General features: G+C 62.3%; 21 protein-coding genes. 7 read left to right on the forward strand and 14 right to left on the reverse strand.

Annotated elements, in window-relative coordinates; translation table 11 throughout:
* Positions 1-81: 81 nt before the first annotated feature.
* From AC6H42_RS01635 to AC6H42_RS01680, 10 genes are all read right to left on the reverse strand, one after another.
* Entirely contained in the window at positions 82-267 is a 186-nt protein-coding gene (locus AC6H42_RS01635) for a 4-oxalocrotonate tautomerase (protein WP_057156642.1), read from the reverse strand.
* Between the two features lie 9 nt (positions 268-276).
* Positions 277-1,056, reverse strand: a complete 780-nt coding sequence (locus AC6H42_RS01640) for a class II aldolase/adducin family protein (protein WP_497547263.1) — start codon at positions 1,054-1,056, stop codon at positions 277-279.
* Between the two features lie 80 nt (positions 1,057-1,136).
* Entirely contained in the window at positions 1,137-1,796 is a 660-nt protein-coding gene (locus tag AC6H42_RS01645) for a DNA alkylation repair protein (protein ID WP_497547264.1), read from the reverse strand.
* 100 nt (positions 1,797-1,896) lie between these two features.
* On the reverse strand, positions 1,897-3,453 hold the full coding sequence (locus AC6H42_RS01650; protein ID WP_497547300.1) for a methyl-accepting chemotaxis protein: 1,557 nt from the start codon (positions 3,451-3,453) through the stop codon (positions 1,897-1,899).
* A gap of 79 nt (positions 3,454-3,532) precedes the next feature.
* Positions 3,533-4,309: a peptidylprolyl isomerase gene (locus AC6H42_RS01655; RefSeq protein WP_057156638.1), complete on the reverse strand. Its 777-nt coding sequence runs from the start codon at positions 4,307-4,309 to the stop codon at positions 3,533-3,535.
* A 90-nt stretch (positions 4,310-4,399) separates the two neighbouring features.
* Positions 4,400-5,179: a peptidylprolyl isomerase gene (locus AC6H42_RS01660; RefSeq protein ID WP_057156637.1), complete on the reverse strand. Its 780-nt coding sequence runs from the start codon at positions 5,177-5,179 to the stop codon at positions 4,400-4,402.
* A 94-nt stretch (positions 5,180-5,273) separates the two neighbouring features.
* Positions 5,274-5,546, reverse strand: coding sequence for a BolA family protein (locus AC6H42_RS01665; RefSeq protein WP_057156636.1), 273 nt, complete (start codon positions 5,544-5,546; stop codon positions 5,274-5,276).
* Positions 5,543-6,175, reverse strand: coding sequence for a septation protein A (locus tag AC6H42_RS01670; protein WP_057156635.1), 633 nt, complete (start codon positions 6,173-6,175; stop codon positions 5,543-5,545). The genes AC6H42_RS01665 and AC6H42_RS01670 overlap by 4 nt, the downstream gene beginning before the upstream one ends.
* 51 nt (positions 6,176-6,226) lie before the next feature.
* Entirely contained in the window at positions 6,227-6,625 is a 399-nt protein-coding gene (msrB, locus tag AC6H42_RS01675) for a peptide-methionine (R)-S-oxide reductase MsrB (protein WP_057156634.1), read from the reverse strand.
* Between the two features lie 14 nt (positions 6,626-6,639).
* Complete coding sequence (locus AC6H42_RS01680) at positions 6,640-8,130, reverse strand: protein adenylyltransferase SelO (RefSeq protein ID WP_497547301.1); 1,491 nt, start codon at positions 8,128-8,130, stop codon at positions 6,640-6,642.
* A 199-nt stretch (positions 8,131-8,329) separates the two neighbouring features.
* Between AC6H42_RS01680 and AC6H42_RS01685 the strand changes: the two genes are divergently transcribed.
* The 6 genes from AC6H42_RS01685 (at position 8,330) to AC6H42_RS01710 (ending at position 15,109) form a co-directional block, all read left to right on the forward strand.
* Positions 8,330-9,979, forward strand: coding sequence for a 3-(methylthio)propionyl-CoA ligase (locus AC6H42_RS01685; protein ID WP_497547265.1), 1,650 nt, complete (start codon positions 8,330-8,332; stop codon positions 9,977-9,979).
* Between the two features lie 57 nt (positions 9,980-10,036).
* Complete coding sequence (locus AC6H42_RS01690) at positions 10,037-11,266, forward strand: branched-chain amino acid ABC transporter substrate-binding protein (protein ID WP_057156784.1); 1,230 nt, start codon at positions 10,037-10,039, stop codon at positions 11,264-11,266.
* 135 nt (positions 11,267-11,401) lie between these two features.
* Entirely contained in the window at positions 11,402-12,346 is a 945-nt protein-coding gene (locus tag AC6H42_RS01695) for a branched-chain amino acid ABC transporter permease (protein WP_057156631.1), read from the forward strand.
* On the forward strand, positions 12,343-13,623 hold the full coding sequence (locus tag AC6H42_RS01700; RefSeq protein WP_497547266.1) for a branched-chain amino acid ABC transporter permease: 1,281 nt from the start codon (positions 12,343-12,345) through the stop codon (positions 13,621-13,623). Before AC6H42_RS01695 ends, AC6H42_RS01700 begins: the two co-directional genes overlap by 4 nt.
* Positions 13,620-14,372, forward strand: a complete 753-nt coding sequence (locus AC6H42_RS01705) for an ABC transporter ATP-binding protein (protein ID WP_057156629.1) — start codon at positions 13,620-13,622, stop codon at positions 14,370-14,372. Before AC6H42_RS01700 ends, AC6H42_RS01705 begins: the two co-directional genes overlap by 4 nt.
* 41 nt (positions 14,373-14,413) lie before the next feature.
* Complete coding sequence (locus AC6H42_RS01710; protein WP_497547302.1) at positions 14,414-15,109, forward strand: ABC transporter ATP-binding protein; 696 nt, start codon at positions 14,414-14,416, stop codon at positions 15,107-15,109.
* A 12-nt stretch (positions 15,110-15,121) separates the two neighbouring features.
* Here the strand turns inward: AC6H42_RS01710 and AC6H42_RS01715 are convergent, their stop codons facing one another.
* Genes AC6H42_RS01715 through AC6H42_RS01730 form a run of 4 tightly spaced genes read right to left on the reverse strand, consistent with a single transcriptional unit; the run spans position 15,122 to position 19,852 of the window.
* A complete protein-coding gene (locus tag AC6H42_RS01715; protein WP_229418265.1) occupies positions 15,122-16,777 on the reverse strand; it encodes a chemotaxis protein CheW in 1,656 nt (551 codons plus the stop codon).
* Complete coding sequence (locus tag AC6H42_RS01720; RefSeq protein ID WP_497547267.1) at positions 16,764-17,327, reverse strand: chemotaxis protein CheD; 564 nt, start codon at positions 17,325-17,327, stop codon at positions 16,764-16,766. The genes AC6H42_RS01715 and AC6H42_RS01720 overlap by 14 nt, the downstream gene beginning before the upstream one ends.
* Entirely contained in the window at positions 17,324-18,154 is an 831-nt protein-coding gene (locus AC6H42_RS01725; protein WP_497547268.1) for a CheR family methyltransferase, read from the reverse strand. The genes AC6H42_RS01720 and AC6H42_RS01725 overlap by 4 nt, the downstream gene beginning before the upstream one ends.
* A gap of 3 nt (positions 18,155-18,157) precedes the next feature.
* Positions 18,158-19,852 carry a methyl-accepting chemotaxis protein gene (locus AC6H42_RS01730; RefSeq protein WP_497547269.1) on the reverse strand — a complete coding sequence of 565 codons (1,695 nt, stop codon included), beginning with the start codon at positions 19,850-19,852 and terminating at the stop codon, positions 18,158-18,160.
* A 342-nt stretch (positions 19,853-20,194) separates the two neighbouring features.
* Here AC6H42_RS01730 and AC6H42_RS01735 point away from each other — a divergent pair, with 342 nt between their 5' ends.
* On the forward strand, positions 20,195-22,282 hold the full coding sequence (locus tag AC6H42_RS01735) for a 3-hydroxyacyl-CoA dehydrogenase NAD-binding domain-containing protein (protein ID WP_497547270.1): 2,088 nt from the start codon (positions 20,195-20,197) through the stop codon (positions 22,280-22,282).
* Positions 22,283-22,284: the final 2 nt, after the last annotated feature.

Below are 22,284 nucleotides of genomic sequence, written 5' to 3' on the forward strand. Positions count from 1 at the left end.
AGCAAAATGGGGTCAGGGTTAATTATTTTTGAAACATTTCAAAAATAATTAACCCTGACCCCATTTGTGTTTTCGGAAACTTTATTCGTCGGACCAGAGGCGGCCGGCAGTGGCCCAGTGCTCTTTCTTGACTTCATGGATGAGGACGTCCACGGAGTCGGGTGTCGATCCCAGCGTGGCGCAGGTGGCTTCGGTGATGGCTTTGACGAAGGCGCGCTTTTGCTCGGGGCTGCGGCCTTCGAAGAGCTGGACGTTGATGGTGGGCATGGCGGCTCCTCAGGTGCGGTAGGTGGGGGTGGTGGCGTCGAGCTGGCGCAGCAGGGCCGGCCATTCGAGCTGGCCTTCTGGACTGCCGTCGCCAACCAGCTCGCGCTGCGCCTTGAGGCACACGGCTTCGCTGGGTTGGCGGAGCGGCATGCAGGCGGACTGGGCGAGCAGCTGGACACGGCAGGCCTGGTCCAGCGTTTGCATCAGCACGAAGGCTTCGGCTATGGTGCGGCCGATCGTCATGCTGCCGTGGTTGCGCAGCAGCATGGCGGGGTGCCGGGCCAGATTGGCCGTCAGGCGCGCTTGTTCGGCTGGCGTCATGTCCAGGCCTTCGTAGTCGTGGTAGGCGAGTTCGCCGTAGAAGCGCAGGGCGTAGGGCGACAGCGGCTGCAAACCGGGACCTTGCATGCCGACCGCGATGGCGCTGGGGTTATGCAGATGCATGACGCAGGCTGCGTCCGGACGGGCTGCATGCACCGCGCCGTGCAGGGTGAAGCCGGCTTTGTTGACCGTGTGCTGGGAGCGGCAGACGATATTGCCGCTGCGGTCCACCTTGACCAGATTGGAGGCGCGGATTTCGTCGAAACGGAATCCGAAGGGGTTGATTAAATAGTGCCCCGGCTCGCCGGCAACGGCGGCTGATATGTGGGTGTATATGCCGTCGTCCCATCCGAATCGGGCGCATAGCCGGTAGCAGGCCGCGAGATCAATCCGCGTTTGCCATTCGGCGGGGCTGGTGATGCCGGGCGGCGTTAATGCGGCCTGGCCTGATGTAGAGAGTCTGTCCATCGGGACAGAATAGCAGGCCGCCTTTGCCTTGCTAATGCGCCGGACGTAATGGTTGCCATGCGCTGCGGAATATATCCCTGTCAGATATGCTTATTGGCTTCGCGGTAGCTGAGTGCGGGCAGCGAGTCCTTGTGCTTCCGGGTGAAGGCGCGAACTTCATCGGGGGCGTGACGTGCATAATCCCTCAGTGCCCAGCCAATCGCTTTCTGGATAAAGAATTCCTTTTTATGCGCTAGTGCGAGGCAATATGCATAGAGCTTGCCGCTGTCGGTATTGCCGCGCCAGCCAAGCTGGTGCAGCAGGGCGATGCGGCGCATCCAGAAATTCTCATGGGCCAGTGCATCGTCCATATATTCGTGTTGGCCGCGTAATACTTTGCCTATGATGCCGGCTAATGCATCCACAGTATCCCACCATGATCTTTTAACGACGAGGGAGAGCAGGGCGGGAATATCTGTTATGCCGAGTTCTTTGCGGTGCATGTCCAGCAGGTCCAGCGCGGCATATTGGTACTCGCGTTCGGGAAGGTCCCATAATTTATTTGCGAGCGCAATCAGATGGGCGGGCCCGCTGCCTGTTAATTGGCGCAACTGCATTTTCAAAGCGGTGCGGCGCGCCGGCGCTGGGACGCCCAGGTACTCGAATTGATCGCGCATATAGGCGCGCATTCCTTTTGCTCGGTCCGGATCGGCGATAGATTGCAGCGCGGCCTGCACTTGCTGGAGAAATTCGGTGCTCATGGGCTAAAGTATGCCAGAAGCTGGCTTGATCATGCCGGAATCTGGTATCGGATAGGCGAAAAAAAGGCGCTCCGCAGAGCGCCGTTGCCGCGCAGCGGGCTTATAGCTTGAAGCGGCTTACCACCTGGGCGAGATTGGATGACTCGTCCTGCATCGACGCCGCCGCTGCAGCGGCTTCTTCCACCAGCGCGGCATTCTGCTGGGTGACCTGGTCCATCTGGCTAATGGCGATATTAACTTGTTCAATGCCCGCTGTTTGTTCCTGGCTGGCGTGGCTGATCTCGGCCATAATATCCGTCACCCGTTTGACGCTATTGACGATTTCCTGCATCGTCGTGCCGGCCTGGTCCACCAGCCGGCTGCCGGCGTCCACTTTCTGAACTGAATCGTCAATCAGGCCTTTAATTTCGCGCGCTGCGGCTGCGGAACGCTGTGCGAGATTCCGGACTTCGGATGCGACCACCGCGAAACCTCGCCCTTGCTCACCAGCCCTTGCCGCTTCCACTGCTGCATTCAATGCCAGGATATTTGTCTGGAATGCGATACCGTCGATTACGCCGATAATATCGACGATCTTGCGGGACGAGTCGTTAATCGAGCTCATGGTTTTAACTACTTCCTCCACCACATCGCCGCCTTTCAGTGCAACCTCGGAAGCGGATGCGGCAAGTCCATTTGCCTGGCGTGCGTTATCGGCATTCTGTTTGACGGTCGCGGTAATTTGATTCATCGAGGAAGCAGTACGGCCCAATGAACCGGCTTGTTCTTCGGTGCGGTTGGACAAATCCAGATTGCCGGAAGCGATTTCCTGGGAGGCGAGGGCAATCGTATCGGTACCGGCCCGGATTTGCTGCACCATGGCAGCCAGGTGGTCCTGGATCCGTTTAATCTCATACAGCAGGCTGCTGTTGTCGCCTTGCGCGGTTTCAATTCGCACGGAGAAATCGCCGCTGGCAATGCGGTGCGCGGTTTTGGCCGCATAGTCCGGTTCGCCGCCCAGTTGGTGCATGACGTTGCGGGACAGCCAGATGGCAATGCCGGCGCCGATCAGCACGGCGGCAACGCCGAGCGAGACGCTGATCAACAGCATGCGGTGGGTGGAGCTGACCACGGCTGCCTTGGTCTCTTTGACTTCGGCGTTCTTCTGTTTGATGAATTCGAGCAGCGGAGTGCGCATTTCGCGCCATACCGGCGTCTCTTCCTTGTTCAGGGTGACGATGGCGGCGGCCTGGTCTTCCTTGGCCAGCGTGGCGACCTTGGCTTGCAGGGTGGCTTGCTTGTTGCGCAACTCGGAGACTTTCTGGAACATGGCCAGGTTGGCGGAATTGTCGCGCGCCAGCTCGAGTGCGGTGGTGCTGTGTTCCTTGAAGGCGGCGCCCGCGTCTTCCAGGTTCTTGTGGCCGGTCTTGTTGGCGGGGTCCAGCACCACGTTGCGCAGCGCCTGGCCCATCTGGAGGCCTTGCGCGTACATATTGGTGGCGGTCATCAGCAGGGCCTGGTCCTGCTCCAGGAAGCTCTGGAACTGGTTCTTGGCGGCCTGCATGCCCTGCAGGGCGACGCCGAGTGCGCAGACGAAGAACAGGCAGACCATGCCTATGCACAGCGTCATTTTGGATTTCAGATTCACGGAAGCACTCCTGCTATTGTTGTCGTGCATCAATAGTAGCCTTGTGCGCCCCAAATGAAAAATGGCACTTTGGTGCAAGTGCCATTTCCGATACAACTTCAGGCAAAGATTACTGGATCTTTGCTTTTTTGATCAGCTCTTCGCGGAAAGCGGCAACTTTCTTCTGGGTCAGCGCTTCTGCCACCTGGCCTTTGACTTCGTCCAGCGACGGCAGCTTGGCGGCGCGCGAGCCTTCCAGCTTGATCACGTGATAGCCGAACTGCGATTTCACCGGGGTTTCAGTGATCTGGCCGTCCTTCAGGGCCACCATGGCGTCGGAGAAGGGCTTGACGTAGGACGATGGGGCTGCCCAGTCCAGGTCGCCGCCGTTGTTGGCGGAACCGTCTTTCGACTGCTTGGCCAGCTCTTCGAACTTGCCGCCGGCTTTCAGCTTGGCGATGATGTCCTTGGCTTGCTGCTCGGTTTCAACCAGGATATGGCGGGCGTGGTATTCCTTGTCGCCTACCTGTGCCTTGTACTTGTCGTACTCTGCCTTGATGTCGGCATCGGAGACCGGGTTCTTCTTCACGTAGTCGGCCAGCATGGCGTTGATGATGATGCTCTGGCGGGTGTTTTCCAGCGCGGCTTTGACTTCGGCGCGGGTGCCGACGCCTTGCTTGTCGGCTTCCTGGATCAGTACTTCGCGGCCGATCAGGTCTTTCTTGATGGCTTCGCGCAGTTGCGGGGAATCGGCCTGTTTGCCCTGGGCGACGACTTGCTTGACGATGGTCTCAACTTTCGATGCAGGAATGGCCTTGCCATTAACGGTAGCAACGTTTTGTGCGAATGCCGGGGCTGCAACGACAGCAATCAGGGCTAACAACAGGCGGGCTGGCTTCAAAATCATTATCACATCCTATAAAAAACACGGGAGCGCAGTGCGCATAGCCCAAATGATAGCGGCGCCACAAGGGCGCCGTTCCTTACTGCCGACTAATTACTGAACTTTGGCTTTCTTGACCAGTTCTTCCTGGTAAGCCTGCAGCTTCTTCTGGGTCAGCGCGTCCGAAATTTGCGGCTTCACTTCTTCCAGGGTAGGCAGCTTGGCTTCGCGCACGTCATCGACTTTGATCACGTGGAAGCCGTTCGGGGTCTGTACGGCTTTCTCGGTAACCTGGCCTTTTTGCAGGGCCACGAAGGCGTCCGAGAATACTTTCGGGAAGGACGATGGGGTCGCCCAGTCCAGGTCGCCGCCATTGGCCGCGGAGCCGGTGTCTTTCGAGGTCTTGGCCAGTTCTTCGAACTTGGCGCCGCCCTTCAGCTTGGCGATGACGGCGTTGGCTTCGGCTTCGGTTTCGGTCAGGATGTGGCGAACGTGGTATTCCTTGTTGCCGGTTTGCGCAACGAATTTGTCGTACTCAGCCTTGATGTCGGCGTCCTTGACCGGGTTCTTCTTCACGTATTCGCCAACCAGGGCGTTGATGAAGATGGCCTGGCGTGCGTTCTCCAGCTGGGCCTTGACGTCGGCGTTCTTGGAGTAACCCTGCTTTTCCGCTTCCTGCATCAGCACTTCGCGGCCAATCATTTCTTTCTTGATTGCTTCACGCAGCTGTGGGGAATCCGGTTGCTGACCTTGGGCAACAACTTGCTTGACGACCGCATCCACGCGCGACGACGGGATAGCCTTGCCGTTGACGACGGCCAGGTTCTGGGCAATAGCGGGTGCCGCAACAACAGCGATAAGTGCGATCAGCAGACGGGCTGGCTTCAAATTCATTATTTCAAATCCTAAGGGGTAAAGTTCTTAATTGCGGAGAGCCGGATTTTGTGTGATCGCGTTGTCTCTCATTGTTTCCAAATCTCCGCGCATATCATACTTCAGACGGTGCCAGTGCGGTAATGGCCAATGCGTGTATCTCCCCACGCATCATATCGTGCACGGAATCATACACGAGTCGATGTCTTGTGACGAGTTTAAGGCCTTCGAATTTATCGGAAACGATACGCAGCTGGTAATGGCCGCCGCCCGAGGCTGCGCCGGCATGGCCGGCATGCAGTGCGGATTCGTCTTCCAGCACCAGTTCAGCGGGCTGGAGCGCGGCGCGCAGGCGCTGTTCAATCTTGGCGATGCGCGGATCGGTCATGCTTCTTCGTCCTTCATATATTTAGCGAGGTAAATAGTCTGGACGATAATGAAGGCGAATGTCAAACCGGTGGTGCCGAAAGCCTTGAAGCTGACCCAGGAAGAGAAGTCGGACTTGAACAGCACGAAGGCCACGAACAGGTTGATGGCGCCCAATGCGGCGAAGAACAGCGTCCATGACAGGTTGAGCTTTTCCCACACCTCGTCCGGCAAGGTGAGTTGCGCGCCCATGGCTTTGCGGATCAGGTTGTTCTTGAACGAGTAGCGCGCCACCAGCAGGCCGATCGCGAAGCACCAGTAGATCATGGTTGGCTTCCACTTGATGAAGATCTCGTCGTGGAAATAAATGGTCAGGCCGCCGAACACGACAAACAGGAACAGCGACAGCCACAGCATGAAATCGACCTTGCGCCCGCGCAGCTTCAGGTAAACGATCTGGGCCGCGTTGGCCAGGATGCCGGCCATGGTGGCGATCACCATCGGCGCCTGGTCTGCCGTCGCCGTGCCGTCGTACAGCAGGCTGCTCATGTAGTTGTTGACGAAGGCTTGCGCCGCTTCCGGATGCATGCCGCCCAGTTTGTAGCAGCCGAAGAAGACCAGCAGCGGAAGGAAGTCGAACAGGATTTTCATGGTGAGGCCGTTGTTATGGTTGTTATTGACGCTGGTTAATTACGTTGGTGGTCAATCTTGCGGGTCGAAGCGCAACGAAGCGGAATTAATGCAGTAGCGCAATCCGGTAGGTGGCGGGCCGTCGGGGAAGACGTGGCCCAGGTGGGCGTCGCAGACGGCACAAATGATCTCTGTACGCAGCATACCATGGGAGCGGTCCACCACCTCGGTTACGTTGGCCGGATTCAGCGGCTCGAAATAGCTAGGCCAGCCGCAGCCGGAGTCGAACTTGGTATCGGATGCAAACAATGGCGTGTTGCAGCAGACACAAGTGTAAATGCCGTGCTCGTGGTGGTCCCAGAACTTGCCGGTGAAGGCGCGCTCGGTGGCCGCGTGGCGGGTCACCTGGTATTCCATTGCGTCCAGCTGGGCACGCCATTCGGCATCGGTTTTGACGACTTTATCGTTCATTGTTTAAAACTTTCTTAAGAAGAACAGCTAACTTCCAAATGGCTGGCCCAGTCCGGCGGCAAAGCCGCGTATCGTTCATTTTCTGGCTGTTCGTTGAATGGGCGCAGCAAAACTGACAATAAACGTTCGACTTCCGTAAAGTCTTTATTTTGCGCTTTCTCAATTGCGACTTGCGCCAGGTAATTGCGCAGCACGTATTTGGGGTTCACTGCGTCCATTGCAACTTTGCGGGCGGCGTCGTCGCTGTGCTCGGCGCGCAGGCGGGCGCGATAGCGCTTGGCCCAGGCGTCGAAGCTCTCGCGGTTGATGAACGCATCCCGAAGATCATGGTCCTGCTCATCGGTATCGGTCTTGAGATTGCTCAAGGTGCGGAAGAACAGGGTGAAGTCGGCGTGATTTTCCTGCAGCAGCGCGAACATGGCGTCCATCAGCTCGCGGTCGCCGTCCTGTTCGGTCGCCAGGCCCAGCTTGGCGCGCAGCAGGGCGTCCATCCTGGCGGCAAAAGCGGGCTGGTAGACGTCCAGCGCAGCCTGGGCGGCGGGGACATCGTTAATCAGCGGCAGCAGCGCCTGGCCCAGCGCATAGCAGTTCCAGTGGCCGATTTGCGGCTGCATGCCGTAGGCGTAGCGGCCCTGCTGGTCGCTGTGGTTGCAGATGTGGCCGCTGTCGAAGGCTTCCATGAAGCCGAACGGGCCGTAATCCAGGGTTTCGCCCAGGATGGACATATTGTCGGTATTCATGACGCCGTGCATGAAGCCGACCGCTTGCCATTGGGCCATCAATTCGGCCGTGCGGCGTGTCACTTCGGCCAGGAATGCCGCGTATGGATACTGTTCGGTGCGCAACTGCGGGTAAAAGCGGTCGATCACGTAGTCGGCCAGCACTTTCAACTGCGCCGGCTGCTGGCGGCTGGACCAGTGTTCGAACGAGCCGAAACGGATGAAGGTGGGCGCCATGCGCAGCACGACTGCCGAGGTTTCCACGGTTTCCCGCATCACGCCCTGGTCCGAGCCGGTGACGGACAGCGCGCGCGAGGTGGGGATGCCAAGCGCGGCCATGGCCTCCGAGCACAGGAATTCGCGGATCGATGACCGCAACACGGCGCGCCCGTCGCCCATGCGGGAATAGGGCGTCAGGCCGGCGCCTTTCAGTTGCAGCTCCATCGGACCGTTGGCCGTGGCCACGTCGCCCAGCAGGATGGCGCGGCCGTCGCCCAGCTGGCCGGCCCACACGCCGAACTGGTGGCCTGAATACACCGCCGAGAGCGGCTGGGCGGTGTCGGGTACCGCGTTGCCGGCCAGGATGTCGATGGCTTGCTGCTCGGCCAGCGCAGCGGCGTCCAGGCCGATCAGGGCCGCTGCCGGCGGACTGACCGCCACCATATAGGGGGCGGGCAGCGGTGTCGGCATCAGGCGGGTGTAGAAAGAGGGCGGGAGACTCGCAAACGAGTTGTCCAGAGGCAGCTTTTTGATGACGGTTCCAGTGGCGGTGGGTGAAATCCAAATTTTAACGCACAGAGGGGATTCTAGGCGGTGGCACGGGCATTGCCATTCCAGTTACACTTGGTAACGCTCCCCTGGACCAGCGAAATGTGGCGTTTGCTGCACTGCAGCATGGAAACAGTTTGACGAAAATAGCACGGACGTACGAATATGGGTTCGCGCTTGGAAATAACATAAAAGACAAAGTTACCTAGGAGACAGAATGTCGCTTCCGCAGAGCCCGCTGATGGGGCAGATGATGAATCAGCCCCTGCTTGTATCCGGCATCTTGGAATTCGCTGCCCGCCATTTCGGCGACAGCCTGATCGTGTCGCGCCGCGTCGAGGGCGACATCCACCGCTACACCTACCGCAACTGCCACCAGCGCGCGCGCCGCCTGGCCAATGCGCTGCACGGCATGGGCATCGCGCTGGGAGACCGGGTCGCCACGCTGGCATGGAACGGCTATCGCCACCTGGAGGCGTACTACGCCGTGTCCGGTTCCGGCGCCGTGCTGCACACCATCAATCCGCGCCTGCACCCGGAACAGATCGCCTACATCATCAACCACGCCGAAGACCAGGTGCTGATGTTTGATCTGACCTTCCTGCCCGCCGTGGAGGCGGTGGCCGCGCATTGCAGGCAGATCAAGCACTACGTGCTGATGTGCGACCGCGACCGCATGCCGGCCGAGACCAGGATTCCCAACCTGGTGTGCTACGAAGACCTGATCGCCAGCCATTCGGACGACTACACCTGGCCGCTGTTCGACGAGAACTCCGCCTGCACGCTGTGCTACACCTCCGGCACCACCGGCAATCCGAAGGGTGCACTGTATTCGCACCGCTCGACCGTGCTGCATGCCTACGGCTCGGCGCTGCCGAATGCGCTCAACGTCACTTCGCGCGACGTGGTGCTGCCGGTGGTGCCCATGTTCCACGTGAATGCCTGGGGCTTGCCGTACTCGGTGCCGCTGAGCGGCGCCAAGATGGTGTTCCCCGGCGCGGCGCTGGACGGCAAGTCGCTGTACGAGCTGTTCGAGGCCGAACAAGTGACCTTCTCGGCCGGCGTGCCGACGGTCTGGCTGGGCCTGATTAACTTCATGCTGCAGAACAAGCTGAAATTCAGCAGTTTCCGCCGCACGGTGATCGGCGGCTCGGCATGCTCGCCGGCCATGATGAACACCCTGATGGACGAGCTGGGCGTGGAGGTGATCCATGCCTGGGGCATGACGGAGATGTCGCCGCTGGGCACGGCTGGCGTATTGCTGGGCAAGCACCTGGAATTGCCGCAGGACGAGCAGCGCAAGATCCTGCTCAAGCAGGGCCACGCGGTGTACGGCGTGGACATGAAGATCGTCGACGACGACGGCAAGGAATTGCCGTGGGACGGCAGCAGCTACGGCCACCTGATGGTCAAAGGTCCGTGGGTGATCGCCGCCTACTACAAGGACGAGGGCGGCGACCCGCTGCAGCACGGCTGGTTCCCGACCGGCGACGTGGCCACCATCGACGCCGACGGCTATATGCAGATCACCGACCGCAGCAAGGACGTGATCAAGTCCGGCGGCGAGTGGATCGGCACCATCGACCTGGAAAACATCGCCGTGTCGCACCCGGCCGTGATGCAGGCGGCCTGCATCGGCATCGCGCACCCGAAATGGGACGAGCGCCCGCTGCTGGTGATCGTGCGCAAGCCGGGCATGGAGGTGAGCCGCGAGGAGTTGCTGGCCTTTTATGACGGCAAGATCGCCAAGTGGTGGCTGCCGGACGACGTGGTCTTCGCCGACGCGCTGCCGCTGGGCGGCACCGGAAAAGTGCAGAAAAACAAGTTGCGTGAGCAATATAAGGAGTACAAACTGCCTACGGCATAAAGTTGTAATCGACGCTGCAAGATGGACAACCACAACTACAAAAGAAGGATGGAGACCATGACCTACCGCAAGCTCGCTGTTGCTGTCAGCCTTACCCTGTTGTCCACGGCCGCGCTGGCCGAGACCGTGAAAATCGCGTTCATCGATCCGCTCTCCGGCCCGTTCGCCCCGGTCGGCCAGAACCAGCTGAAAAGCTTCCAGTTGATCGCCGACATGGCCACCAAGGGCAAGTGGGCCGGCGAAAACAAGATCGAAGTCAACGGCTTCGACAACAAGGGCAGCCCGCAGGAATCGCTGACCCAGCTTAAGGCGGTCATCGACCAGGGCTACCGCTACATCACGCAAGGCAACGGCTCCGGCGTGGGCCTGGCGCTGCTGGACGCGGTGAACAAGCACAACGAGCGCAATCCGGGCAAGGAAATCGTCTACCTGAACTACGCGGCGATCGATCCGGACATGACCAACAGCAAGTGCAGCTTCTGGCATTTCCGTTTCGACGCCAATTCCGACATGAAGATGGAGGCGCTTACCAGCTACATGGCGCCGGACAAGAACATCAAGTCGGTCTACATCATCGGCCAGAACTACGCCTTCGGCCAGGCGGTCAGCCGCGCGGCCAAGGAGTACCTGGCGCGCAAGCGGCCCGACATCAAGATCGCCGGCGACGATTTGCACCCGATCGGGCAGGTGAAAGACTTCTCGCCCTATATCGCCAAGATCAAGGCGTCCGGCGCCGATTCGGTCATCACCGGCAACTGGGGCGCCGACCTGGCGCTGCTGGTGCGCGCCGCCAAGGACGCGGACCTGAAGGCCAACTTCTACACCTACTACGGCATCACCACCGGCGTGCCGACGGCCATGGGCGCGGCCGGCGCCGAGCGCACCAAGATCATCGGCAACTGGATGATCAACAACGAAACTTTCAACGGCAAGGAAGTGGTGGAGGCATTCAAGGCCAAGTACAACGACGACTACTACGCCGCGCAGACCCACGTCATCATCACCATGCTGTCGCAGGCCATCAAGGCCGCCAAGACCGCCGATCCGGTGAAGGTGGCGTTCGCGCTGGAAGGCATGAAGGCGCAGTCGCTGAACGGCGGCGTGATGATGCAGAAGCAGGATCACCAGCTGCAGCAGCCGCTGTATATCGGCACCTGGACCAAGGTCAACGGCAAGGACGTCAAGTACGACCAGGAGAACACCGGCTACGGCTGGAAGATGGACAAGAAGATCGATGCCTACGTGGCCGGCCAGCCGACCTCGTGCCAGATGAAACGGCCGGGCTGACCGCCGGCCGCCGGTGTCAGCCGGCCGCGGCTGTAGGGCGGGTTAGCGCATGGCGCGTAACCGCCCGTCGTCGCGCCGGCACCAGGGGGGACGCGCACCGCGCCAACCCGCCCTACGAGTTCTCGTGGAGCCTCAATGGAATTTACCCTGTTTACTATGCTTAACGGCATCAGTTATGGACTGCTGCTGTTCATGCTGTCCTCCGGACTGACGCTGATCTTCAGCATGATGGGCGTGCTGAACTTTGCCCATGCCAGTTTTTACATGCTGGGCGCTTACATCGCCTACACCATCAGCAGCGTGGTCGGCTTCTGGCCGGCGCTGCTGCTGGCGCCTATCGCCGTCGGCTTGCTGGGGGCGCTGGTGGAGCGCTACGGCCTGCGGCCGCTGCACAGGTTCGGCCACATCCCCGAGCTGTTGTTTACCTTCGGCCTGTCCTTCCTGATCGTGGAGCTGGTGCAGCTGATCTGGGGCCGCGCGGCAGTGCAGTACGCCATCCCCAAGGAGCTGGACGGCCCGCTGTTCACGCTGTTTTCGACCAGCTTCCCGGCCTACCGCGCCTTCATGATGGTGGTCGCGCTGGCCATGCTGGGCGGCATCTGGCTGGTGCTGACCCGCACCCGCGTCGGCCTGGTGATCCAGGCCGCGTTGACGCACCCGGAAGCGGCCGAAGCGCTGGGCCACAACGTGCCGCGCATCTTCATGTGGGTATTCGGCGGCGGCAGCGCGCTGGCCGGGCTGGCCGGCGTGATCGGCGGCAACGCCTTCGTCACCGAACCGGCCATGGCGGCCACCGTGGGCAGCATCATCTTTGTGGTGGTGGTGGTCGGCGGCATGGGCTCGCTGGCTGGCGCTTTCGTCGCATCGCTGCTGATTGGCATCATGCAGACCACGGCCGTGGCGCTGGACTATTCGCTGGCCCACCTGCTGGGCTGGACAGGCGTGGCCGTCACGCCCGATACACCGGCCTACGCGCTGCTGAACGTGACCATAGCGCAGAGCGCGGCCATCCTGCCGTACCTGCTGCTGGTGCTGATTTTGATCTTCCGCCCTAAGGGCCTGATGGGGACGCGCGAATGAAAGCACTACGATATACCCCGCTCAACCTGGGCCGCTGGCTGGTGTGGAGCGGCTACGCACTGCTGCTGCTGGCCGCGCCGCTGGTGTTCAGCAAGGGCGGCGGCCTGACCTTGCTGTCGCAGATGGGCACGGTGATGATTTTCGGCCTGTCCTATAACATGCTGCTGGGGCAGGGCGGCATGCTGTCCTTCGGCCACGCGGTGTATTCCGGCCTGGGCGCGTTCTTCGCCATCCACGCCATGAACATGGCCGGCGCGGGCCAGCTGCCCGTCCCGACCAGCCTGATCCCGCTGGTGGGCGGCGTGGCGGGCGTGGGCTTCGGCGTGCTGTTCGGCTACGTCACCACGCGCAAGGCCGGCACCACGTTCGCCATGATTACACTGGGGCTGGTGGAACTGGTGTTTGCCAGTTCGCTGATGTTCCCGGGCTTTTTCGGCGGTGAAGGCGGGGTCACCACCAACCGCGTGATCGGCGGGGCCGTAATGGGCATCACGTACGGGCCGCAGATCCAGGTCTACTACCTGATCGCGTTCTGGCTGTTTGTCTGCACCGCCGCCGTCTATGCCTACACGCACACCCCGCTGGGCCGCATCATCAACGCCGTGCGCGACAATCCGGAACGGGTGGAGTTCATCGGCTACGACACGCAGTGGGTGCGCTACCTGGTGGTGATCCTGTCGTCCTTCTTTGCCGGCGTCTCCGGCGGCCTGTCGGCGATCAATTTCGAGATCGTCAGCGCGGAGAACGTCAGCGCCATCCGATCCGGCAGCATCCTGCTGTTCACCTTCATCGGCGGCATCGGCTTTTTCTTCGGGCCGCTGCTGGGGGCCATCGTCGGCATCCTGTTCTCGGTGCTGCTGTCCGACTTCACGCCGGCCTGGCAGCTGTACCTGGGCCTGTTCTTCGTGCTGCTGGTGCGCTACGCGCCGGGCGGGCTGGGCAGCCTGATCATGCTGCTGCTGAGGGCGGCAAAGTTCGGCCAATTCGGCCGCGTCGCCCGGCCACTGGGCTGGGTTTGCCTGGCGGTGCTGCCGGGGCTGATCGGCTTCGTGGCGGGGGTGGAGATGCTGTACCACCTGACGCTGGAATCGGCCAACGGCAGCGTGAAGCAGCTGTTCGGCATGGCCGTCGACACCAAGGCCGTGCTGCCGTGGGCGGTGGCGGGCGGCTTGCTGGTGGCCAGCATACTGGCCTGGCGCAAGGCGCAGCCGGTGTTTGCCGAGGCGTGGGGCGAATCCTGCGCGGCGATTGCATTGCAGACGAGGAGCGCGCGATGATGGCACTGGAATTACTGGACGTGCGCAAGCGCTTTGGCAAGTCCGAGATCATACGGGGCGCCAATCTGAACATAGCGCAGGGCGAGCGCTGTGCGGTGATCGGGCCGAACGGCGCGGGCAAGTCGACGCTGTTCAACCTGATCTCGGGGCGCTTTCCTTTGAGCAGCGGCGAGATCCGGCTGAACGGGCAGCGCATCAGCGGCCTGAAGCCGTACCAGATCAACCGGCTGGGCTTGTCGCGCAGCTTCCAGATCAGCAATCTGTTCGTCAACCTGTCGGTATATGAGAACCTGCGCTGCGCTGTGTTGTGGTCGCTGGGTTACAAGTATTCGTTCTGGCACCGGCTGGGCAAGCTGCGCGATGCGCACGAGCGGGCCGAGCAAGTGCTGGAGGAGATCGGACTGCAGCGCCAGCGCCACGTGCTGGCCGGCGTGCTGACTTACGCCGAGCAGCGCGCGCTGGAGATCGGCATCACCATCGCCGGCGGCGCCGGCGTGATCCTGCTGGACGAGCCGACCGCCGGGATGAGCCGCTCCGAGTCGGACGCGGCGGTGGAGCTGATCCGCAAGGTTACTGTGGGCAAGACGCTGCTGATGGTGGAGCACGACATGAGCGTGGTGTTCGGCCTGGCCGACAAGATCGCGGTGCTGGTGTACGGCGAAGTGATTGCCTGCGACACGCCGGAACGCATACGCGGCAACGCCGCAGTGCAGGCGGCCTACCTGGGCGGCCACGAGGAGGCGGCATGACGGTGGAAGGCATGAACCCGGAACGCATGGGCGAGGACCGCATGCTCGATATCCGCCAGCTGCACGCCTACTATGGCAAGAGCCACGTGCTGCACGGCGTGGACTTGCACGTGAAGCCGGGCGAGATCGTCAGCCTGCTGGGACGCAACGGCGCCGGGCGTTCGACGCTGGTGAAGGCGGCCATGGGACAGGTCAACGCCACCGGCTCGGTCAAGCTGAAGGGGCGGGAGATCCTGGGCTTGAAGGCTTACCAGATCGCGCACCAGGGCCTGGGCTACGTGCCGGAGAACCGCGACGTGTTCCCGACGCTGACCGTGGAGCAGAACCTGGTGCTGGGACAGAAGAAGAGCGGCGCGGCGGGCCGCTGGAGCCTGGACGACATGTACCGCATGTTCCCGCGCCTGCAGGAGCGGCGCGCGGTGGCAGCCGGCGTGCTGTCGGGCGGCGAGCAGCAGATGCTCACCCTGTGCCGCACGCTGATGGGCGATCCGGACCTGATCATGATCGACGAGCCGACCGAGGGGCTGGCGCCGAAGATCGTGGCGCTGGTGGCCGAATACCTGCTGGCGCTGAAGGAGCGCGGCATCTCGGTGCTGCTGGTGGAACAGAAACTGGCCATTGCGATGGAGATTTCGCAGCGCGTCTACGTCATGGGCCACGGCGCCATCGTGTTCGAGGGCACGCCGGCCGCCTTGCGCGCCGACGCGGCCGTGCGCAAGGAGTGGCTGGAGGTGTAGCGGAACGGCGGGCTAAGGCAGCAGGCGGGCCAGCTTGTCGATCAGGCTGCCGCAGTCGAAAACGCTGAAGGAAAGCCGGCTGCCGTCGTCTTTCTCGATGTTGATCACTTCGGCGGTGTCGCCTTGCAGGCTGGCGCCGGCCGTTGCGCTGCGCATCAGGCGCGGCGCTGCGAAGCGCTGGCTGTCGGTGACGGTGATGATGTCTTCCACGCCGTCCACCAGCAGGCCGTAGCGTTCCTGGCCGCGTTCGACGATCAGGATGCGCGACTGTTCGGTCGGCTCCATGTTCGGCATGCCGTACAGGCTGCGCAGGTCGATCACGCTGACCATCAGTTGCCGCAGGTTGAGCACGCCGCGCATGTAGTCGGGGGTGCCCGGCGGGCGGGTGATGTTGTCGGAGAACTTGATGATCTCGCGCACCTGCGTGATTTCCACGGCGAATGCCTGTTCGATGCGGAAGGTGAGATAGACCTTGCGGGCGCCGTGGCAGCTGCCTTTGCCGTGAGCGGCGCCATGCTGGCCGTCCAGCGGGTACAGGTTGGCGTGCCCCTGGCGCATTTCGGCGATCTCGCTGTGGGAAAAGATGCCGGCGTGGTCCAGCAGGATCACGTCGTGCTGTTCGGGGCGCGCATCGGGCCGCGACAGGCAGCCGCCGAACATCCCGGCCCGCGCTTTGCTCAGCAGCGGGATAGGCAGCACGTCGTCGTTGTAGAAATGGATGATGCTGTCGACCGAGTCGACCAGGAAGGCGATGGTGGCGTCGCCGATGCGGGTGACCACGATGCGCTGGTCCGGGTCGGCCGCGTCGCTGCTGCGGGTGGACGCGCCGGCGCTCAGCAAGGCGGCGAAGTCGACCACGGCGACCGGGTTGCCCCGGAAGTTCATGCGCCCCAGGCACAGTTTGCCGGCCAGTACCGAAGGCTGCAGTTCCGGCACGCGCACGATTTCCTGGATGGCAGCCATCTCGAAGGCGAAGCTGGTGCCTGCCGAGCGGAAGCTGACGCAGCGGCGGCGCTCGCCCTGCGCCTGCGCGCGCTGCAGGCGCTGCTGGCCGCTGGCGCGCAGCGACAGCACCTGCGGCACGTTTTCGATGCGCACCAGCTGGTTCGCGTCCAGCACCTGCAGCAGGCGGTTGCCCTGGTCGAGCAGGATGGCGCCGGCGATCACGCCGGGTGTGGCGCCGGGCGCGTACTGCAGCACGCTGCGCTGTTCAGGGCGTACGCGCAGGATCTCGCCGGTGTCGTCGAACAGCATGCCGACCAGCACGTCCTGGTGCTCGATGATAGCGACCTTGTTGCCGGCCACGGCCGGGCCCGCCCCGGGATTGAACAGGCGTGCCAGGTTGACGATGGGGATCACCGTGCCGCGCAGCGTGAACATGCCTTCCAGGTAGGCCGGCGACAGCGGCAGGGCGCTGATCTTGGCGGGCAGGTTGACCACTTCGCGGATGCAGACTGCAGGCAGCGCGAATTCGTCGGGGCCGAGGAAGAAGGAGCCGTACAACTCGGTCGCCGCGGCCGAGGCAGAGGCGGCCTTGACGGCCGAGGCGGCCACGGCGGCGGCATTGGCGGCGGCGCTGGCCAGCTCGCTCATCGTGCCCGCAGGGAGCGGGCCGGCGCCGTCGCCGGGTGGTGGCAGCGGGATGTTCAGGTTTTCAATGGTGTTCATGGATGGCTTCCTGGCGCGATGGCGTAATGTCCTTGATGATGTAGCTGTGGCGCGCGCAGTCGATCAGCAGCTGGCGGCCGTGACGGCCGCCCAGCTCGCAGTAGCGCACCTCCAGGCCGCACTGGCCGAGGTATTTGCGGGCGGCCGCGGCGTTCTCCTGTCCCACGCAGAGCCGCTTGGAGCAGAGCATGCTGGCGCCGCCGGCCAGCACCACGGTGATGTCGGGATAGTCCGCTTGGCGCGCGCCCATCAGCCGCAGCAGAGACGGCACGGCCTGGCTGACGTAGCGGGCCCCGGTGGCGGCTTCGCATGCGCCGCGCGGTTCGGGCAGCAGGCAGTGCGCCAGGCCGCAGCGGCCGCCTTTTTCCCAGATGAAGGCGATACCGATGCAGGAGCCCAGCACGGCCTGCAGCTGGCCGGCGCGTCCCGCCACCTTCAGCTGGCCGATGCCGACTTGCAGCAGTTCACCGCCGGCAAGCGCCTCCCCGGCAAGCGCGTCGCGGGCTGGCTTGTCGTCGAGGCAAGCCTGGTTGGCGTGCGGTGCGGTCATGGCTGGCCCGCGCGCAGGGAGTAGATCATGGGAGCGTCGTAGCTGTAGTCCGACGCCAGCCGCTGGATGCTTTCGGATTCGCCGAGGATCAGGCGGGCATGCGGTTTCATGCTGGGACGCGCGCAGTCGAGCACGGTCTGCTGGTGTTCCGCGTCAAAATAAATCAGCACGTTGCGCAGCAGGATCAGGTCGAACTGCTGGGCGGGCCGCAGCGGCTGCAGCAGGTTGTGGCGGCAGAATGTGACGTTGCGCTTGAGCTCGTCCCGCACGCGGGCGCCAGCCGTGTTGGACACGAAATAGCGTGCATACAGGGCCGGGTGCGAGGCCCGCAGCCGTTCCACCGAGCGGCCGCCGTACTGGCCGGCCGTCGCCAGCGCCAGCATCTGCTGCGAAATGTCGGTGGCCAGGATGCGATAGCGCAGAGGGCCGTGCAGGAGCTGGAATTCCTCGCACAGCATGGCGGCCGAATACAGCTCTTCGCCGCTGGCGGAGGCGGCGGACCAGATGTTCAGGCACTGGTCCGGATGGCTGCGCTGCCACTCGGGCAGGAAGCGCTTGGCCAGGTACTCCCAAATGTGCGGCGTGCGGAAGAATTGCGTGTCGTTGGTGGTTACCAGGTCGATAAAGTGCGGCACTTCGCTGCGGTCGCTCTCGACCCGCTCCATATAGGCCTGGTAGCTGCCCAGCGCCAGCGCGGCCATGCGCGGGCGCAGGCGGCGCTCGAGCAGCACGCTCTTGCGCTCGTTCATGGCGATGCCGGTGTGCTTGCGCACCAGCGCAATGAGCGCCGCCAGTGTGACGGGGCTGAGTTCGGCAACGCTGGCCACGGCCTACACCACGAAGCCGGACACGATGTGGTTGAGGTCGGTCGCGCTTTGCTTCAGCTTGTCCGTGGAGCGGGCAATGCTGTCGCAGTTGGCGGCCGACTTTTCCGTCTCCTCGGCAATGTACTGGATGGCGGTGCTCACCTCCTTGGCGGTGAGCAGCTGCTCGTTGGCCGATTTGGCAATATCCGAGATGGCCAGCGTGGTGCGCGAGACGCCGCTGACGATCTTGTCGAAGGCGTCGCTGGCCTGGCGCGAGATCTCGCTGCCGGCTGTCACGCGCTTGACCGACTCGTTGATCAGCTTGGAGATTTCCTTGGTGGCCTGGGACGAGCGCTCGGCCAGCTTGCGCACCTCGTCGGCCACCACCGAGAAGCCCAGGCCGTGCTCGCCCGCGCGCGCCGCCTCGATGGCGGCGTTGAAGGCCAGCATATTGGTCTGGTTGGCGATCTCGCTGATGACCTTGACGATTTCGCCGATGTCCTCGGAGGAGCGGTTGATCAGCTCCATCGCTTCGATCGACTTGGCCACCGCCTTGGCGCCCGCTTCCGCCTCGTGCTGGGTGGCCTTGGCCAGGTGGTCGGCATTGCCGGTGTTTTCGGCAATCGAGTTGATGGAATTGGTCAAGCCGTCGATGGAAGCGTTCATCTGTTCCACGGTGGCGCCCAGGGCCTGGGTGCCGGTGGCCACGCCGCTGGAGCGTTCCGCGATGGCCTGCGAGGCTTGCGCGAAGCTGCCCGCCGAGGTCACCACCTTGCCGATCACGCCGCGCAGGTCGGTGATCATTTTGCCGATGCCGCGTCCCAGTTCGTCGAGCGGTTCGTCGCCTTCCACCTGCACGTTGCAGCTCAGGTCGCCTTGCGCGGCCTTGGCCACGGAGGCCAGCAGCAGGTCGACCTTGCGGCCGTCGGACTCGGCCTTGACCTTGGTGCTGTGTTCCAGTCGTACCTGCTCGGTGACGTCGCTGGCAAATTTCACTATCTTATATGGTTTGCCATTCAAATCCAGAATAGGATTATATGTGGCTTGTATCCATATTTCCTTGCCACCATTGCCAATCCGCTTGTAGCGGCCGCAATCGAATTCACCCCGATTTAACTTTTGCCAGAATTTCTTGTACTCCAGGCTATTGGTGTAGTCCGGTTCGCAAAACATGCGATGGTGCTCGCCTTGAATCTCTTCCAGCGTGTATCCCATTACTTTCAGGAAGTTCTCATTGGCTTCCAGTACGCAGCCATTGGTGTCGAACTCGATCACTGCCTGGGCCTTGCCGATGGCGGTAAGCTTGCTCTCGTACTCCGCGCTGCGCTGGCGCGCGGCGGTGATGTCGGTGGCGAATTTGATCACCTTGTAGGGCTTGCCGCTGCCGTCCATGATGGGATTGTAGGAGGCGCTGATCCAGATCTCCCGGCCGCCTTTGCCCAGCCGCTTGTAGTCGGCCTGCTCGAATTCTCCGGCAGCCAGGCGCAGCCAGAAGTTGCGGTACTCGGCCGTCTTCACGTATTCCGGTTCGCAGAACATGGAATGATGCTTGCCTTGTACTTCCTCCAGCGTATACCCTAGCGTGCGCAGGAAGTTCTCGTTCGCATGCAGGATATTGCCTTCCAGGTCGAATTCAATCACGGCCTGTACACGGTTCAGCGCGGCGTTGATTGCTTGCAGATCCAGGTCTTGGGATTGGATTTGGCTAGGGGCATTCATGTCCATGGCGATTCCTTAAATGTTAATTCCTGCGTTATAACAGGATGTGTTACTAGCGGATTGATAACCACTTGTTATATTTGGTGAGAATTCATATTGCGGCGCACAGCAAATTGATCCTCATCATTATTTTCCCGGTACAACATAAAGGCAAGCGGCATATAGAGAATGATCAATTACGGTGTATGTTTCCTGCGAAACGATTTGCAGGATGGCATGGGTGGCGCGCCGCCGCTTGCGCACCCGTCAAAAAATAACACGACCGTGCGTTTTTTTGAGGTATAGTGAGGCCTTAGCAAGCCGCTCCCCACTGAACATTTACACTTACAAGAAGGAAGAGACATGAGTGCCGAATACCAGGTTCACGGCTCCGTAGCCGTCATCACGCTGAACAACCCGCCGGTCAACGGCCTGGGCCACGCCACCCGCAGCGCAGCGGTGCAGGGGATGCAGCAGGCGCTGGCGGACGATGCCGTCAAGGCCATCGTCATCACGGGGGCGGGCAAGGCCTTTTCCGGCGGCGCCGACATCAAGGAATTCAACTCGCCCAAGGCGCTGGCCGAGCCCAGCCTGCATTCCCTGATCCGCACGGTGGAGGAATCGACCAAGCCGGTGGTGGCGGCCATTCACACCGTTTGCATGGGCGGCGGGCTGGAGCTGGCGCTGGGCTGCAATTACCGGGTCGCCATGCCGGGCGCGCAGATTGCCTTGCCGGAAGTGAAACTGGGCCTGCTGCCCGGCGCCGGCGGCACGCAGCGCCTGCCGCGCGTGCTGGGCCTGGAAATGGCGTTGAACATGATCGTCTCGGGCACCCCGGTGGCGTCCGAGAAGCTGGCCAAGACCGCCATCTTCGACGTAGTGTTCGCGGCCGACGCCAATTTGCTGGAATCGGCGCTTGCCTTCGCCAGCAAAGTCGCCGATGCGCGCCCGCTGCCGACAGTGCGCGAGCGCAAGGTGGACTACCCGAACCACGAAGCCTTCCTGCAGTTCTCGCGCAATACGGTAAAAGCCATGTCCGGCCCGTTCCCGGCGCCGCTGGAATGCGTGGAATGCGTGGCCGCCTCGGTGAGCATGAAGTTCGAGGACGGCCTGAAGTTCGAGCGCGAGCGCTTCCTCAAGCTGATCCAGACCAGCGAATCGAATTCGCTGCGCCACGCCTTCTTCAGCGAGCGCCAGGCCAGCAAGGTGCAGGACGTGCCGGCCGACACCCCGATCCGCGCCATCAAGAAGGCTGCCGTGATCGGCGCCGGCACCATGGGCGGCGGCATTGCAATGAACTTCGCCAATGCCGGCATCCCGGTCACCATCCTGGAGATGAAGGCCGAGGCGCTGGAAAAGGGCCTGGCCACGATCCGCAAGAACTATGAAAACACGCTGAAGAAGGGCAAGCTGACGCAGGAGAAGTTCGACCAGCGCGTGGCCCTGATCAGCGGCACCATGAATTACGAGGAAATCGGCGACGCCGATATCGTGGTGGAGGCCGTGTTCGAGGACATGGGCGTGAAGGAAGCCGTGTTCCGCAAGCTGGACCAGGTGATGAAGCAGGGCGCCATCCTGGCGTCGAACACATCGACCCTGGACGTGGACCAGATCGCCGCCTTCACCGGGCGTCCGCAGGACGTGATCGGCACCCACTTCTTCAGCCCGGCCAACGTGATGAAGCTGCTGGAAATCGTGCGCGGCAAGGCCACCGGCAAGGACGTGCTGGCCACTACCCTGGCGCTGTCGAAAAAACTGAAGAAGACCGGCGTGGTGTCGGGCGTGTGCGATGGTTTCATCGGCAACCGCATGATCGAGCAGTACAGCCGCCAGGCCGGCTTCCTGCTGGAAGAGGGCTGCTTGCCGGAGCAGGTGGACAAGGCGGTGGAAAAGTTCGGCTTCGCCATGGGGCCGTTCCGCATGGGCGACCTGGCCGGCAACGACATCGGCTGGTACATCCGCAAGCGCCGCTATGTGGAATCGCCCGAGATCACCTACTCGAAGACCGCCGACCTGCTGTGCGAAATGGGCCGCTATGGCCAGAAGACCGGCGGCGGCTGGTACGATTACAAGGCAGGCGACCGCAAGGCCTATCCGAACGAGGAGGTCAACGCCATGATCGTCAAGCATTCGCAAGACATCGGCGTGGTGCGCCGCAAGATCAGCGACCAGGAGATCGTCGAACGCCTGGTGTACGCGCTGGTGAACGAAGGCGCGCAGATCCTGGAAGAGGGCATTGCCATGCGCGCTTCCGATATCGACATGGTCTACCTGACCGGCTACGGCTTCCCGCTGCACCGTGGCGGTCCGATGTTCTACGCCGACACAGTGGGCCTGCCGAACGTGCTGGGCACCATAGAGCGCCTGGCGCGCGGGCGCCACGGCGAAGCGTGGAAGCCGGCGCCGCTGCTGGTGAAGCTCGCTGCCGAAGGCAAGGGCTTCAACGCCTGAGC

The sequence above is a fragment of the Massilia sp. NBRC 108631 genome (assembly GCF_059704565.1).